Annotated in this window: 12 protein-coding genes; 3 read left to right on the plus strand and 9 right to left on the minus strand. The window is 55.6% G+C overall.

The window, feature by feature from the left end:
- Positions 1–89 precede the first annotated feature (89 nt).
- Together sanA and P349_RS11465 are read left to right on the plus strand one after the other, a co-directional pair.
- Positions 90–806, plus strand: a complete 717-nt coding sequence (gene sanA, locus P349_RS11470) for an outer membrane permeability protein SanA (RefSeq protein WP_008500918.1) — start codon at positions 90–92, stop codon at positions 804–806.
- 124 nt (positions 807–930) lie between these two features.
- The gene (locus P349_RS11465; RefSeq protein ID WP_032646851.1) at positions 931–2,319 is read left to right on the plus strand and encodes a glutamine synthetase family protein; all 1,389 of its coding nucleotides are present in this window, start codon (positions 931–933) and stop codon (positions 2,317–2,319) included.
- 50 nt (positions 2,320–2,369) lie between these two features.
- Here P349_RS11465 and mglC read toward each other — a convergent pair whose 3' ends face one another.
- The 7 genes from mglC to P349_RS11430 form a co-directional block, all read right to left on the minus strand.
- Positions 2,370–3,380, minus strand: a complete 1,011-nt coding sequence (gene mglC / locus P349_RS11460; RefSeq protein WP_008500921.1) for a galactose/methyl galactoside ABC transporter permease MglC — start codon at positions 3,378–3,380, stop codon at positions 2,370–2,372.
- Between the two features lie 15 nt (positions 3,381–3,395).
- Entirely contained in the window at positions 3,396–4,916 is a 1,521-nt protein-coding gene (gene mglA / locus P349_RS11455; RefSeq protein WP_032646557.1) for a galactose/methyl galactoside ABC transporter ATP-binding protein MglA, read from the minus strand.
- 79 nt (positions 4,917–4,995) lie between these two features.
- Complete coding sequence (gene mglB / locus P349_RS11450) at positions 4,996–5,994, minus strand: galactose/glucose ABC transporter substrate-binding protein MglB (protein WP_024908164.1); 999 nt, start codon at positions 5,992–5,994, stop codon at positions 4,996–4,998.
- Between the two features lie 294 nt (positions 5,995–6,288).
- On the minus strand, positions 6,289–7,311 hold the full coding sequence (gene galS / locus P349_RS11445; RefSeq protein ID WP_032646558.1) for an HTH-type transcriptional regulator GalS: 1,023 nt from the start codon (positions 7,309–7,311) through the stop codon (positions 6,289–6,291).
- Positions 7,312–7,467: 156 nt separating this feature from the next.
- Positions 7,468–8,625 carry a DUF418 domain-containing protein YeiB gene (yeiB, locus tag P349_RS11440; protein ID WP_032646559.1) on the minus strand — a complete coding sequence of 386 codons (1,158 nt, stop codon included), beginning with the start codon at positions 8,623–8,625 and terminating at the stop codon, positions 7,468–7,470.
- 19 nt (positions 8,626–8,644) lie between these two features.
- Positions 8,645–9,313: a GTP cyclohydrolase I FolE gene (folE, locus tag P349_RS11435; protein ID WP_008500927.1), complete on the minus strand. Its 669-nt coding sequence runs from the start codon at positions 9,311–9,313 to the stop codon at positions 8,645–8,647.
- A gap of 102 nt (positions 9,314–9,415) precedes the next feature.
- Positions 9,416–10,564: a YbfB/YjiJ family MFS transporter gene (locus P349_RS11430; RefSeq protein WP_024908167.1), complete on the minus strand. Its 1,149-nt coding sequence runs from the start codon at positions 10,562–10,564 to the stop codon at positions 9,416–9,418.
- Between the two features lie 138 nt (positions 10,565–10,702).
- On the opposite strand from P349_RS11430, the gene fghA reads away from it, so the two are divergent.
- On the plus strand, positions 10,703–11,530 hold the full coding sequence (gene fghA, locus P349_RS11425; RefSeq protein WP_032646561.1) for an S-formylglutathione hydrolase: 828 nt from the start codon (positions 10,703–10,705) through the stop codon (positions 11,528–11,530).
- A gap of 99 nt (positions 11,531–11,629) precedes the next feature.
- Here the strand turns inward: fghA and cirA are convergent, their stop codons facing one another.
- Both cirA and P349_RS11415 read right to left on the minus strand, forming a co-directional pair.
- A complete protein-coding gene (gene cirA, locus P349_RS11420; RefSeq protein ID WP_032646562.1) occupies positions 11,630–13,600 on the minus strand; it encodes a catecholate siderophore receptor CirA in 1,971 nt (656 codons plus the stop codon).
- Positions 13,601–13,824: 224 nt separating this feature from the next.
- Positions 13,825–15,294 (minus strand): amino acid permease, encoded by a 1,470-nt coding sequence (locus P349_RS11415; RefSeq protein ID WP_024908170.1) that lies wholly within the window; start codon positions 15,292–15,294, stop codon positions 13,825–13,827.
- Position 15,295: the final 1 nt, after the last annotated feature.

Consider the following 15,295-nt stretch of genomic DNA (forward strand, 5'->3'; position numbering starts at 1 on the left):
AAAACCCCTCAGTTGAGTCGCTGTTTCTTGCGCTAACCAGGCGGGTAAAGTAGCCTGAGTTAAATTTCATCCACGCACGAGCCATCTGCATGTTAAAGCGCGTTTTTTACAGCCTGTCTGTCCTGGTCGGCATACTGCTGTTGATCGTGCTCGGTCTCGACCGCTGGATGAGCTGGAAAACCGCCCCCTACATCTTTGACGACCTGCAGGACCTGCCCTATCGCCAGGTTGGCGTGGTGCTCGGCACCGCCAAGTATTACCGCACTGGCGTCATTAACCAGTATTACCGTTACCGCATTCAGGGCGCGTTGAACGCCTACAACAGCGGCAAGGTGAACTACCTGCTGCTGAGCGGGGATAACGCCCTGCAAAGCTACAATGAACCGGTGACGATGCGTAAGGACCTGATTGCCGCGGGCGTGGATCCTGCCGATATCGTGCTCGACTACGCCGGCTTCCGCACCCTGGACTCCATCGTGCGCACGCGTAAAGTCTTCGACACCAACGACTTCATCATCATCACCCAGCGCTTCCACTGCGAGCGTGCGCTGTTTATTGCCCTGCATATGGGTATTCAGGCGCAGTGCTATGCGGTGCCGTCGCCAAAAGATATGCTGAGCGTGCGCGTCCGCGAGTTCGGCGCCCGCTTTGGTGCCCTGGCCGATCTGTATATCTTTAAGCGCGAACCACGCTTTTTAGGCCCGCTGGTGCCGATTCCGGCGATGCACGAAGTGCCGGAAGACGCGCAAGGTTACCCCGCCGTCACCCCTGAGCAACTGCTCGATATGCAGAAAAAAGAGAAATAGCGGGACCGCCTTTATACTTTCTTTACGCCGGGCCTGACGCTTTTTATCTCCCCTTTACGTCGGCTCTTTTAAGCTGAGTTCATTGCCGCTACGGCTTCATTGAAGAATGACTATGAACTCGATAATGAATGCGTTTTTCCTCAAAAGTCTCCGTCCGTACTTTAACTTTCCCGGCTTATCACTCCCTGGCGCACTTAATTCTGGTCTCTGGCTGGATGAAAAAATTGACGCCCTGCAGCACAACGTTGCCGTGGAAGTGGCCGATTATCTGGAACGTTACCCGCAGACGAAACATGTTGACGTTTACCTGAACGATATCAACGGCACGATGCGCGGCAAGCGCCTCTCGGTGGAGAGCATGCTGAGTCTGGAAAAAGGCTGTTATTTTCCGCTTTCCGTCTACTCAATGGATCAGAAGGGAAACATCGCCGCCCCGCTTTATGATGAACCCGATCGGCTGTGCGTCCCGGTCGCTGGCTCTTTGCGCCCCTGTCCGCAGGATCCGGAGCACACCGCGCAGATCCTGCTGACGATGAAAGACAGCGACGGTAACCCTTGCCCGCTTGAGCCGCGCGCGATACTGCAGAACGTCGTGGCCCGCTTCCACCAGCACGGCCTTTTCCCGGTCATTGCCCCGGAAATTGAGTTTTACCTGACGGGACAGGGCGAACGCGATCCGCAAAATCAGGGCTGTTTTCATATGGATACCTCGTCGGCGCATGCGGCGCTGTTTGACGAGCTGGAACAGCTGGCGCACCTGCAGCGCATCCCGCTGTCAGGGGTCGTAGCGGAAGCCGAGTCCGGTCAGTACGAATTAAACCTGAAGCACAGCCATCGCGTCGTTGAGGTCTGCGATAACGTGCTGGCGCTGCGTCGCCTGACCCGATACGTTGCCGAAAAGCACGGCCTGCAGGCCAACTTTATGGCCAAGCCCTTCAGCGAACTTTCCGGCAGCGGCTTGCACTTCCATTTCAGCCTCAACGACAGCCGCGGCGAAAACGTCTTTGCTTCCCCGGTTAACGCGCTGAACAGCATGGTGCGGTTGTGCATCGCGGGCCAGCTGGCGCTAATGCCCGCCTCTATCGCCATTCTTGCGCCAGGCGTCAACGCGTTTCGTCGCCTGCGTAAAAACCTGACGGAACCCGTATTTAACTCCTGGGGCTATAACACCCGCTCCGCCGCCTTGCGTATTCCCTGCTCGGATGACCACAACCGTCGTATCGAGTACCGGCTGGCCGGGGCTGACGCCAATCCGTATCTGGTGGCTGCTACTATCCTGACCGGCATGCTGTACGGGCTGGAAAATATCGACGAGGAGGAGTTGCCCGAACCGCAGCACGATCAACCTGAACTGCCGCTGTTTCAGCAGGAGGCGATTGAGACTTTTGCCCGCTGTCAGTACCTCACCGACAGCCTGGGCGACGCCTTTTCCGAACAGTGGATCGCCTGCAAGCTCTCTGAACTGGACTGGTTTGAACGCATTGTGACCCGAGAGGAGTCACAGCTGGCATAAGGCATAAAAAAAGCCCGCTCGGTGAGCGGGCCGGGTATCGCGAGAGACGGTTACTTCTTACGCGCGTACTTCAGTGAATCCAGCGCAACCGCGAAGATAATAATGGCGCCTTTGATGATGTACTGCCAGTACGGGTTCACGCCGATATAGGTCAACCCGTAGTTGATGACGGTGAAGATGATCACACCAGTCACCACGCCGAGTACGGTACCCACACCGCCGCTGAAGGAGACGCCGCCCACCACACAGGCTGCGATCGCATCCAGCTCGTACATGAAGCCAAGGTTGTTGGTTGCAGAGCCGATACGGCCGGCTTCCAGCATCCCGCCGAAGGCATAGAACACGCCGGACAGGGCATAGATGATGAGCAGGTTCAGGGCAACGTTTACGCCGGACACTTTCGCCGCTTCCGGGTTACCGCCGATAGCGAAGATGTTTTTGCCAAAGCGCGTTTTGTTCCACAGGATCCAGACGAAGGCGACCGCAATCAGCGCATAGAAGGTGATATACGACAGGCGGAAGCTGCCCAGCGCAATAAACCCTTGCGTAAAGGTCGAGAAGCCGCTGTCAAAGCCCGAGATGGGTGAAGCACCGACAAAGTCGTAATACAGGGAGTTGATACCGTAAACGATGATCATCGTACCCAGGGTGGTAATAAATGGCGTCACGTTCAGGTAGGCGATGATAATACCGTTGATCAGACCAATCACCGCACCGATGGCGCAGACAATCAGGATCACCACGAAAATCGGCATGGTGGCCATTTCCGGGAAGACCTTGTTGGCGTTTTCCATCGACTGCAGCAGGGTTGCCGCGATAACCGCCGCCAGACCTACCTGACGACCGGCAGAAAGGTCCGTCCCCTGGGTCACGATCAGGCCCGCTACGCCCAGCGCAATGATAATACGCACGGAGGACTGGGTCAGAATGTTACTCAGGTTCAGCAGGCTTAAGAACGTAGGGTCCTGGAAAATAATGATAGCCAGCAGTACTAAAAGAACAACGTAAATACCGCCTTCTTTCAGGTAAGTGAGAAAACTTTTTTTATTTAACGCACTCATGAGGAGCCCCTGATCTTAAAGGTGCAAAGACGCAAGACGCAAAATTTCGTTTTGCGTTGTCGTTTTGGTGTCAACAATACCGGCGACGAGACCATTGCTCATAACCAGAATACGGTCTGTGATCCCTAACAATTCCGGCATTTCGGAAGAAATAATAATGATCCCTTTATTCTTTTTCGCCAGCTCGGCAATCAGCTGATAAATTTCAAACTTCGCGCCGACGTCAATACCGCGGGTCGGTTCATCCAGCATCAGAATTTCTGGCTGGGTTAATAACCAGCGGCCGATAATAACTTTCTGCTGGTTACCGCCTGACAGCGAACCAATCTGGGTGCGGTGGCCTGGCGTTTTCACGCGCATGGAGTCAATCACCCATTGGGTATCGCTCTTCATGCGGGAGTTATCCAGCAGCCCGACTTTGTTTTTGTAATTGCGAATGTTAGAAATTAACGAGTTAAAGTTAATATCCAGATAGGCATAAATACCGGTCGAACGACGCTCTTCCGTCACCAGCGCAAAACCATTATTAATGGCTTCGTTGGCGTTGTGGTTATTGATTTTCTTACCGTGCAGCGTAATGGTGCCTTCGGCTTTCTCACGAATGCCAAACAGGGTTTCCACGATATCGGTACGCTTTGCCCCCACCAGCCCGGCAATCCCCAGGATCTCTCCCTTGTGCAGGTCGAAGGAGACATCGCGGATAGACGGCTGACGTAACGAGGTCAGATTGCGCACTTCCAGAATCACTTCACCCGGCTTGTTTTCTTTGTCCGGGAAGCGCTGGTTCAGGGAACGGCCGACCATCATGGCGATGATCTTGTCCATGTCCAGCCCTTCCAGCGGCTGCGTGGCAATCCACTGGCCGTCGCGCAGGATGGTGATCTCATCGCACAGCTGGAAGATCTCTTCCATTTTGTGGGAGATATACACAATGCCGCAGCCGCGCTCTTTCAGCTTGCGAATAATGGTAAAAAGGTGATTAACCTCTTTTTCCGTTAATGACGATGTCGGTTCGTCCATGATGACGATTTTCGCATCATAGGAGAACGCTTTGGCGATTTCGATCATCTGCATCTGGGAGACGGATAATGTTCCCACGCGGGCGCGCGGATCGATATCAATATCCAGCTCGTCGAAAATCGCTTTGGTGTCGCGATACATTTTGTCCTGATCGACAAAGACACCTTTGGTGGGATAACGCCCCAACCACATGTTATCCATGACTGAACGCTGCAGCACCAGGTTTAATTCCTGGTGAACCATCGAGATACCGTTTTCCAGTGCTTCTTTCGCTGAATGGAAATCGATCTCTTTCCCCTGAAAAAGAATGCTGCCAGAATCTTTTTGATAGATCCCAAAAAGACATTTTAATAATGTTGATTTACCCGCACCGTTCTCACCCATTAAGGCGTGAATAGAGTGAGGACGAACTTTTAAATTAACATTATCGAGTGCCTTAACGCCGGGAAATGACTTGTTGATACCGCTCATTTCCAACAGGTATTCACCGGATGACTGAGTAGTTGTGCTGACCATAATTATACCTTGTTGGCCTCGCATATCGCGTTATAAAAGGGCGCAACGAATTGCGCCCAGTGGAGACAGTACCGCTAACTTATTTACCGATAAACTCAGCCAGGTTGGACTGGTCTACGCCCACGTAAGGTACGCGAACGATTTTGTTTTCAATTTTCCAGTTGGTGCCATCTGCCGCGCCTTTGCCATCGGCCAGGTTTTTCGCCAGATCGAAGGTCGCTTTCGCCTGGTTGTTGGCATCGTTCAGAACGGTACCGGCCATCGCACCGGATTTAACCAGCGCCAGCGCTTCTGGCAGCGCATCCACACCGAATACCGGGATGGACGATTTGTTGTGCGCTTTCAGTGCTTCTACCGCACCCATTGCCATCGCATCGTTGTTGGCGATAACCACTTCGATTTTGTTCGCGTTAGGGCCGGACAGCCACGCGTCCATCTTATCTTTCGCCTGAGCGGTATCCCACATCGCGGTATCTAACGCCAGCTGCTGGGTTTTCAGACCCTTGTCGTTCAGCTCTTTGATAACGTAAGTGGTACGGGCTTCAGCATCCGGGTGGCCTGGTTCGCCTTTCAGCAGCACGAACTGAATCTGACCGTCTTTGTTCAGGTCCCAGTTCGGGTTCGCCGCCCAGTGTTTGGCGATCAGATCGCCCTGAATAATACCGGACTCTTTGGAGTCGGTACCGACGTAATACGCTTTATCGTAGCTATCCAGCGCCTTACGGGAAGGTTCTTTGTTGAAGAAGACGATCGGCACGTTCTGGCCGCGCGCTTTTTCAATAACCGTGCCTGCTGCAGCCGGGTCAACCAGGTTGATGGCCAGGGCTTTCACGCCTTTCGCCAGCAGAACGTCGATCTGGTCATTCTGTTTGGACTGGTCATTCTGGGAGTCGTTCATCAGCAGCTGAACGTCTGGCGCTGCTTTCGCATCTTTCTCAATCGCTTTACGCACAACAGACATGAAGTTGTCGTCGTATTTATAGATGGTCACACCAATACGGGTATCCGCAGCGTGCGCTGCTGCACCAAAAAGCATGCTTGCCATTACAGCAGACAGGGTCAACACCTTCTTATTCATGGTATCTCCGGTTTTTTTATGCAGGGTAGTTCTTGTGAATAACGATCGGCGGGCAGGTGTTAATAAAACGTTACTGACAGCCGAAGTTCACTTATAAAATTTCTATCTTCCGTGTTCGGTAACGCTCCAGAAATGCGTTTTATTCGTTGTTTGCGGCACGTTGGCTATAGTGAAAGTGAATAATCACCGTTACATAGCGTTTCAGCTCCTAAAACGCTGACATCATAGTCAGCGCCTTGTTAAGATACTGTGAATTTACTCACAGATTGAAAACGGTTACATCACCTCATGTAATCAGTTAGTGATCGGAACCACAGTTTGCCTGGCCGCGACGGAGTGGCGACGCACTAAAGTCGGCATGAAACAGTGCGTTGCGCCCGGATCCAGCAGCCCTGCCGCCCCCTGTAACGCCAGCTCAGTCGCCAGTTTCGCCATAGAGGCAATGGGGTAGCGCACCGTTGTCAGCTGCGGGTCGGTGTAACGGGCAATCGGAATATCATCAAAGCCAATGAGTGATAAATGCTGTGGCACCGCAATGCCGTTATCCTTCAGCGCAGTCAGGGCCCCTGCCGCCATGCTGTCGTTATAGGCAAACACCGCAGACAGCTGCAGGTTGCGGCCCAGCAGTTCCACCATCGCCGCTTCACCGCCCTGCATGTCCGGCGTACCGGTTCCCACCCAGCTTTCGGATGGCATCATGCCGTGCTCTTTCAGGGCGTTTTGCCACCCCTCGCGCCGCAGGTCGTCATCTTCAATCTGATGGCTGGAGGCCAGATAACCAATCCGCTGATGCCCGTTGTTAATGAGCATTTTCGTGGCCATCATGGCGCCGCTGACGTTATCCAGCCCGACGCAGCGATGGGCATAGCCGGGGACGATACGGTTAATCAGCACCATGCCCGGGATCTGATCCATAAAGCCGGTTAGCTCTTCATCGCTCAAGGCTTTTGAGTGAACAATCAAGGCGTTACAGCGCTGGCGAATCAGTACTTCGATGGCATGGCGCTCTTTTTCCGCCTCATGATAGCTGTTGCCGATCAGGACGTATTTCTGATGCTGCTGGGCGACCACGTCGACCGCTTTCACCAGCGCGCCGAAAAAGGCATCTGATACATCCATCACCACCACGCCGATGGTGTCGCTGACCTGCGTCGCAAGCGCCTGCGCATTGGCATTTGGCCGGTACCCGAGCTGGGTCACGGCTTTCATTACGGTTTCACGGGTTTCAGGGCTGACCAGCGCGCTGTTGTTCAGCACGCGCGAGACGGTGGCCACAGAAACGCCCGCCTGACGGGCGACGTCACGAATGGTGATCATATTCACCATCCTTCAAAGGATTGCAGCAACTCACAGACACCCCCCTGTGTTTAGCAAGGTGGCTATTTTGGCAGCGAGAGAAAGGGGACTACGTGAAGAAGCTCACACTCATGAAAACGCTTACATCCGTTTTGTTAATGATTGTGATCCAGATCGTTATCTGGATGTGTTTTTCAATGATACCCCTGAAGCATGTGCGGTTAACTGACGCCACACCCACTCCAGCGGTCCCTGGCGGAAATAACGTAGCCAGAGAACAGAAAACGCCAGGTTAACCACCCAGACCGGGATAACAAACGCCAGCAGCGCGAGGCGGTCGAATTTCACAAACAGGCCAAAGCGATAGAAAAGCGTGGTGCAGAGAAGCGTTTGCAGGATGTAGTTGCTCAACGCCATACGGCCCACGCAGGCGATAGCGCTGACGATCCACAGGCGGGAAAGCGTTGGCCAGAAGCCATAGATCAGCGCCGCGTAGCCGATGGTCTGGAACGGTGCGCTCAGTTCGCGCGGCACCTGGAGCAGGAACGCGCACCAGCGGTAATCCCAGTGGATGTGCCACTGCGTAATGACCGCAGGAAGGTTAATCAGCACGCCGAGCAGCACCAGCCCCACACCCGTTCGCCGATAGTGACGCAGGCTGAATTCGCCTTTCAGCCAGCCGGTGCGCATCAGTGACGCGCCCATCAGCATCATGCCCGCCAGCTGCCAGCCGTATTGCGCCCCCAGCGCAAGGAGGTTGTCCCCCAGCATATCCGCGCGGTTGCTTATTGCTTCCGTACCGCCTTTCAGCTTCCAGAACTGCTCGTACTGCAGGTTAGCGGCATCCGGGATCCAGGCACGGTTAGTCGCCTCCCCGGAGATCATCCCCAGCAGCAGCAGTACAGCAAGCCCCATGACATAGAGCATCACGCCGGTGTTAAACAGGCTTTTAACGCTGTGCGCATCGCGAATCAGACGCCAGCAGATGAGCCCGACTAACCCATACGCGAGAAGAATATCGCCGTCCCAGAAGAACAGGCCGTGAATAAAGCCGAGGATAACCAGCAGCGTCAGGCGCGACTGGATCCAGCGCGTACCGCGTTTGAGGAGCAGTTGCAGACCCGCGCCAAACAGCAGGGCAAAGAGCGTGAGGAATTTGACCTGCGCGAAGAGATCGAGGATCGCCCACGTCCAGGCATCACTGCGCGTGATGTCGCCATACCATGCAGGATTGAGATAAGCCGCCTTCGGCAAACCGAAGGCGGTGATATTAAGCAGCAGGATACCGAGAATGGCGACGCCGCGAACAAAATCGAGCGTGACGTTTCGCTCCATGGTCCCTGCCCTGTAAGACTTAGTTGTGGTGACGTACGGCGCGCAGGAACTCCTGGCGGGTATTCTGGCTCGATTTAAACAGACCGCCCAGCGAGGTTGTGGTGGTCGCACTGGTGGCATCGCGCACGCCACGCGCCTTCACGCAGTAGTGAACCGCGTCGATAGAGACGGCCACGTTATTGGTGCCCAGCAGCGTTTGCAGCGCGGTCAGGATCTGCTGGGTCAGGCGCTCCTGCACCTGCGGACGCTGAGCAAAGAACTGCACGATGCGGTTGATCTTCGACAGGCCAATCACCGTATCTTTGGGGATATACGCCACGGTCGCTTTACCGTCGATGGTCACGAAATGGTGTTCGCAGGTGCTGGTCAGCGTGATATCGCGGACCGTCACCATCTCATCCACTTTCATCTTGTTTTCAATGACGGTGATTTTCGGGAAGTTGGCGTAATCCAGACCCGAGAAAATTTCGTCGACGTACATTTTCGCGATGCGGTGCGGCGTCTCCATCAGACTGTCGTCACTCAGATCGAGATTCAGCAGCTCCATGATATCGGTCATATGACCGGCAATCAGACGCTTGCGGGTTTCATTGTCCAAATCCTGTACGGGCGGACGCAGTGGCGTTTCAAGACCGCGCGCAACCAGGGCTTCGTGGACCAGGGCAGCTTCTTTACTGAGTGATGACATTTTGTTCTCCTGCAGGTGTGGCGTCTTTTGCCCTCGTTGTGGCAAAAGTATGCGCTCATTGTGCGTGAGGCGGCGCACATAATCCAGTATTCACGACGATAATTATTGCAATTGCTGTTGCCTTTCAGCGTGACGATTCCAGACCAGGGCTCCCCCGACGAACAGCGCAACACCCGCCAGCCCCAGCGCGGGCTCCAGCCGGTGGGTAAGCCAGGTTGATAACGCCGAGGTCATCGGGCCAATCAATTGCCCTATCGCATACCCGGTGGTGAGCAGGCCGGCCATATAGCGCGTGTGGTTTGGCGCCAGCTCGCGACCGTATAAAAGAGAGAGCTGCACGGCACACAAAAAGCCGCCTCCCACCAGCAGCCCGCCCGTCAGCAAACCGCCAATCCCCGGCAGTAGCCAGGCCGCCAGTACGCCCGCCCCCTGTAACCACAGTACGATAGCCAGCCTGCGGTTAGCCGTTGAGGTATGGCGTAACAGAATACTGAGCGCAATGCCCACCACGGCGGCGAGACCAAAAATCGGCCAGACAAACTGAGCAAACAGGCTGCCGGGAAAACGCACCGCCGCCATTTGCGACAGGAAAGTCGCCGGGAGGATATAGCCAAACCCGGCCAGGCTGTAGCTCCAGACCAGGCGCTTTAAATCCGCCGTCAGCAGCAGCGGCTCCGGCGCGGTGCCGGGTCGATGGAGCTGCCCGGATCGCGGCAGGTAGCGCGCCACCAGGGCAATCAGCACCAGCGCCAGCACGCCGTAGATTTGCCATGCCGCCCCGGCCGACAGGGATTTCGCCTGGATATAGACGGCGAGCAGCCCGCTCAGGGCGATGCCCGCCCCCGGTCCGGCAAACACCGCAGCGCTCAGGCCCGGTTTACCGAGCTGCCCCAGCCGTTCGTTAGTCCAGGCGGCAATGAGTACCATCGACCAGCCGCTCATGCAGCCGATGACAAAACGCAGCAGGCCGTGCACGACGGCGTTATCCGCCGCCGCGGAGAGCAGCGTCAGCGCCACCGCGCCGGTGATGCCAAGCCAGAGGCGCGTTTCAACGAAGCGGTGCGCACGCATCGCATCCCACGCGCCCACCAGATAGCCCAGATAATTCATCGCCGCCACCAGACCCGCGCTGGTCAGCGTAAGCTGTCCGGCAGCAATCATCAGTGGCACCTGGGGCGTAAAGGCAAAGCGCCCTATCCCCATCGCCACCACCAGAACGACAAACCCACTGAGCGCAATACGCAGCGCCATGACCGCTCCAAATGTTAAAGAAAAGTAAATTTATGATGCAGCATATCGCCTTCTGGCGAAAGTGAAAGTTACTCACAGGTCAATGAAAAGGCTGTATTATGGTTTTTATGAATACGTATTCTCATTAAGGAGCCCTGCATGGAACTGCTCGAAGAGCACCGTTGTTTTGAAGGTCGACAGCAGCGCTGGCGGCATGACTCCACCGTCCTGAACTGTACAATGACGTTCAGCATTTTCCTGCCCCCGACGGAGAATCCGCCGGTTCTGTTCTGGCTGTCAGGTCTGACCTGCAACGACGAAAACTTCACCACCAAAGCGGGCGCGCAGCGTATTGCCGCCGAGCTGGGCATTGCGCTGGTGATGCCAGACACCAGCCCGCGTGGCGATGATGTGGCCGACGATGCCGGATACGACCTGGGCAAAGGCGCCGGGTTTTATCTCAATGCGACCGAGCAGCCCTGGGCGCGCCACTACCACATGTATGATTACCTTCGCGATGAGCTGCCCGCCCTGATTCAATCCGGGTTTGCGGTAAGCGACCGCTGCGCCATCAGCGGCCACTCAATGGGCGGACACGGGGCGCTCATCATGGCGCTGAAAAATCCGAGGAAATACGTCAGCGTGTCGGCATTTGCGCCCATTGTGAACCCAACGCAGGTGCCTTGGGGGCAGAAAGCCTTCGCGAACTATCTGGGGGAAGATGAAGCGAATTGGCAGGAATGGGACAGCTGTGCGCTAATGCTGGCCAGCAGCTCAGCAAAAGCGATCCCGATGCTTATCGATCAGGGTGATGCGGATCAGTTCCTCGCCGGACAGCTGCAGCCTGCGGTGTTTGCCGAAGCTGCGCGCCAGAAGGACTGGCCGCTGACGCTGCGCATTCAGCCGGGATACGATCACAGCTATTACTTCATTGCGTCCTTTATTGAGGATCATCTCCGCTTCCATGCGGAGCATTTGTTCGGATAAGTGCGGCCGATTGCCGGGTGGCGGCTTCGCCTTACCCGGCCTACATTTGTGGGTTTTGTAGGCCCGGTAAGCGAAGCGCCACCGGGCATAAAGGTTACATCAGAACTTATAATCCACGCCGACAAAGTAGCGACGGCCATCTTCCGTGTAGCTGTAATCGTCGCGGCTCAGATCTTTGTCCAGCAGGTTCTGCACGCCCGCACGCAGCTTCACGCTTTTCGTCGCCTGCCACGCGGCGCCGGTATTCCAGATGACATAGCCACCCGGCGTTGGAGCACTGCTGGTCAGCGCACGTTTTTCACCGGTGTAGTTGCCCTGAACATAGAACGACCAGTCCTGCGTCGCCTTCCAGTCAACGGTACCGTTGGCGGTGTGGAACGGCAGATCGGACAGCGGCTTGTTGCCGCCGTTGCTGATATCACGACCGTCGTTGTAGGTGTAGTTCAGCGTCACTTTCCAGTCTTCCGCCAGCGGGAATTTCAGCTCGGTCTCCACCCCGCGGATGCGCGCCTTGTTAACGTTGTAGTAGCGGAAAATCGGTTCACCGTCAGCATTCAGGCCAACGTAGTTAGGGTAGCTCTGGGCCTGCTTCGCATTGGCCGTACGGCTGATGCTGATGCGGTCATCGACGTTATTCTGGAAGGTGGTGACGCTGGCCTGCACGCCCTCTAACCAGCCCTCTTCCCCGCTGTAGTACAGCCCGAATTCGAAGCTCTCGCTGGTTTCTGGCTTCAGATCCGGGTTACCAACAATCTCGCAGGCGCCGCGGCAGGAACCGGTGATCCAGTCCGGGCTGAGCTGCAGCAGCGATGGCGCTTTAAACGCGGTGGCCCAGCCCCCTTTCACCGTGACGGTGTCGGTCGCGTTATAGACCAGATAGGCTCGCGGGCTCCAGTGGTCGCCGTAGGTATCATGGTCGTCCATACGGATACCGGTGGTCAGCGCCAGAGGTTCAACAATACGCCATTCATCCTCCAGGAATAGAGCATACTGGCTTGTCGACGTACTGCTGCTGGAACCGCCCGTCAGGTTGACCGGATCCTTCAGCTTATCGTGACGCCATTCGCCGCCGAAGGTCATCATCTGGTTGATTTCGCCCAGCGGCAGCACGTATTTTCCGTCCACCGCATTGCTCTCGGAGGTGATCGGATTGCTGTTGCCCGGGTTTTTGTTATCCACCTTTTCGCCGTAGACCTTCAGCTCGCTGTTGCCGACGCCCCAGCGGCCGTTGTGGCTAAGAGAGTAGTTCTGGCGCTCAAGGCGGTTTTTGTCGAGGGAATCCGAGTCACGATCCTGACGATCGAAACCGTAGCCCGCCGTAAAGTCATGATTTTCAGACGGCGTCCAGGCGAACTCCACATTCGCATCGCGGCTGGTAAAGCCTTCAATGCGCGGCGTTTCACCGCTCGCCGTGGTAGAGGACTTCTGCTGACCGTCTTTCTCACGCTTCGCGAGGCTACCGTAGGCTTTCAGCCCCAGCAGACCGTCCACCAGCGGACCGCTGGTATAGAACTGACCGTTATACGTGTCGCCACGGTCGCGATGTTCCTGAATTGTGGAATCGGCGCTCAGGGTGCCCGTCCATTTCTGGCCGATTTTTTTGGTGATAATGTTTACCACGCCGCCCAGCGCATCGGAGCCGTAAAGAGAAGACATCGGTCCGCGCACCACTTCAATTCGTTCGATGGCGTCAACCGGCACCCAGTTGAGGTCGAAATCATTATGGCGGAACACCGCGTTACGGGAATTGACGCGCTTGCCGTCGATCAGAATCAGCGTGTAGCTGCTGTCCAGTCCACGGATACTTACCCCTTTACGGTTGTCCCCTTCGCTCGTGAGCTGAACGCCCGGCACATCCCGTAACACATCTTTCAGGTTCTGAACGGGTTTGCGCTGCAAATCTTCCTGGGTAATCACGCTGATGCTTGCCGGTGCGTCTTTCAGGTTTTGCTCGGTCGCGGAGGCCGTGACAACCATTGTGTCGCCGGATTCCGCTGCGATAACAGGCAGGGCCAGGGACATTGCGGACGCACAAAGTCCTCCCCTGACGAAGGGATTCAACCTAAACATTCCATATCTCCATGAGGTAAATACAACTCAATCAAATCATCATTGCTCACAGCGTCTTCCCTGCCGCCCACATCTGCGGTGGGTCGGTAGCACGCTTATTTTTGATAACGATAAAGCAAACGATAATTATTATCAATTGAATTGTTAAGAAATATATCTTTGTTTCAGGATGCGGCAATAAAAAAGCCCGCTCAAACGAGCGGGCTAATAGAGAGGAAGTGCGGTTATTGTTTAAATCGTTCCGGGAATTCCATTTCACTGTAGCGAACGAATTTTGTTCCTTTCGTCAACTTGTAACCAAACCAGATGACGAGGAACAGCGGAATGCCAATGTAGGTTGCCGTGACGGCGCCCCAGTCAATGGTGTCCGCCAGGAACGCTTCATAGTTCTGTCCAAGCGTAATGATCAGGCACAGAATGAAGGCGAAAATGGGACCCAGGGGGAAGAAGCCGGAGCGATACGGCAGCGAGTTAATATCGTGACCCTGTTTGACGAAGCCACGGCGGAAACGGTAGTGGCTAATGGCAATCCCCAGCCAGGCAATAAAGCCCGTCATCCCGGAGGTATTAAGCAGCCACAGGTACACCGTCTGGTTGCCAAACATGGAGGTCAGGAAGCACAGACCGGCAATCACCGTGGTGGCGTACAGCGCGTTACGCGGAACGCCGCCGCGGGACAGCTTCGCGAAGATACGCGGGGCTTTACCGTCGCATGCCAGCGTGTAGAGCATACGGGTGGACGCGTACATCCCGGAGTTACCGGCTGAAAGCACAGCGGTCAGGATAACGGCGTTCATCACTGCCGCAGCAGAAAGCAGACCGGCGTGCTGGAAGACCAGCGTGAACGGACTGACGCTAATATCTTTAACGTCATTACGCAGCAGGCTTGGATCGGTGTACGGAATGATCAGGCTGATAATGAGGATCGCGAACACGTAGAACAGCAGGATACGCCAGAAGACCTGACGAACCGCGCGCGGAATATTTTTCTCAGGGTTCTCTGACTCACCGGCAGCGATACCAATCAGCTCGGTCCCCTGGAAGGAGAAGCCGACAATCATCGCCACGCCAATCATCGCCGACAGTCCACCGGCAAACGGCGCATCGCCTGTTGTCCAGTTACTCCAGCCCGCAGGTTCTGCGCCTTTGAAAATACCAACGATCATCGCCACACCGACGACGATAAAGATGATGACGGTTGCCACTTTGATCAAAGAGAACCAGTATTCCGCTTCGCCGAAACCGCGCACGGAGATGTAGTTCAGCAGGAAGATGACGGCCAGGAACAGGGCGCTCCAGATCCAGCCCGGCGTATCCGGGAACCACCAGTTCATCACCAGCTGTGCGGCGACAAGGTCAACGGCGATAGTGACCGCCCAGTTGTACCAGTAGTTCCAGCCCAGCGCGAAGCCAAAGCCTTCTTCAACGTATTTTTGACCGTAGGTCGAAAACGAACCGGATACCGGCATGTACGCGGCCAGTTCGCCGAGACTGGTCATCAGGAAGTACACCATCAGGCCAATCAGGATATAAGAGAAAAGTGCCCCACCCGGGCCGGCTGCCGAAATCGTTGCGCCAGAGGCAACGAAAAGACCTGTACCGATTGAGCCTCCAATGGCGATCATCGTCAGGTGACGCGCCTTGAGTTCACGACGTAGCGTGGGCGCTTCTGTGGTTTTAATTTCTGAAACCATA

The sequence above is a fragment of the Enterobacter sp. DC4 genome (assembly GCF_000568095.1).
Lineage (GTDB): Bacteria > Pseudomonadota > Gammaproteobacteria > Enterobacterales > Enterobacteriaceae > Enterobacter > Enterobacter pseudoroggenkampii.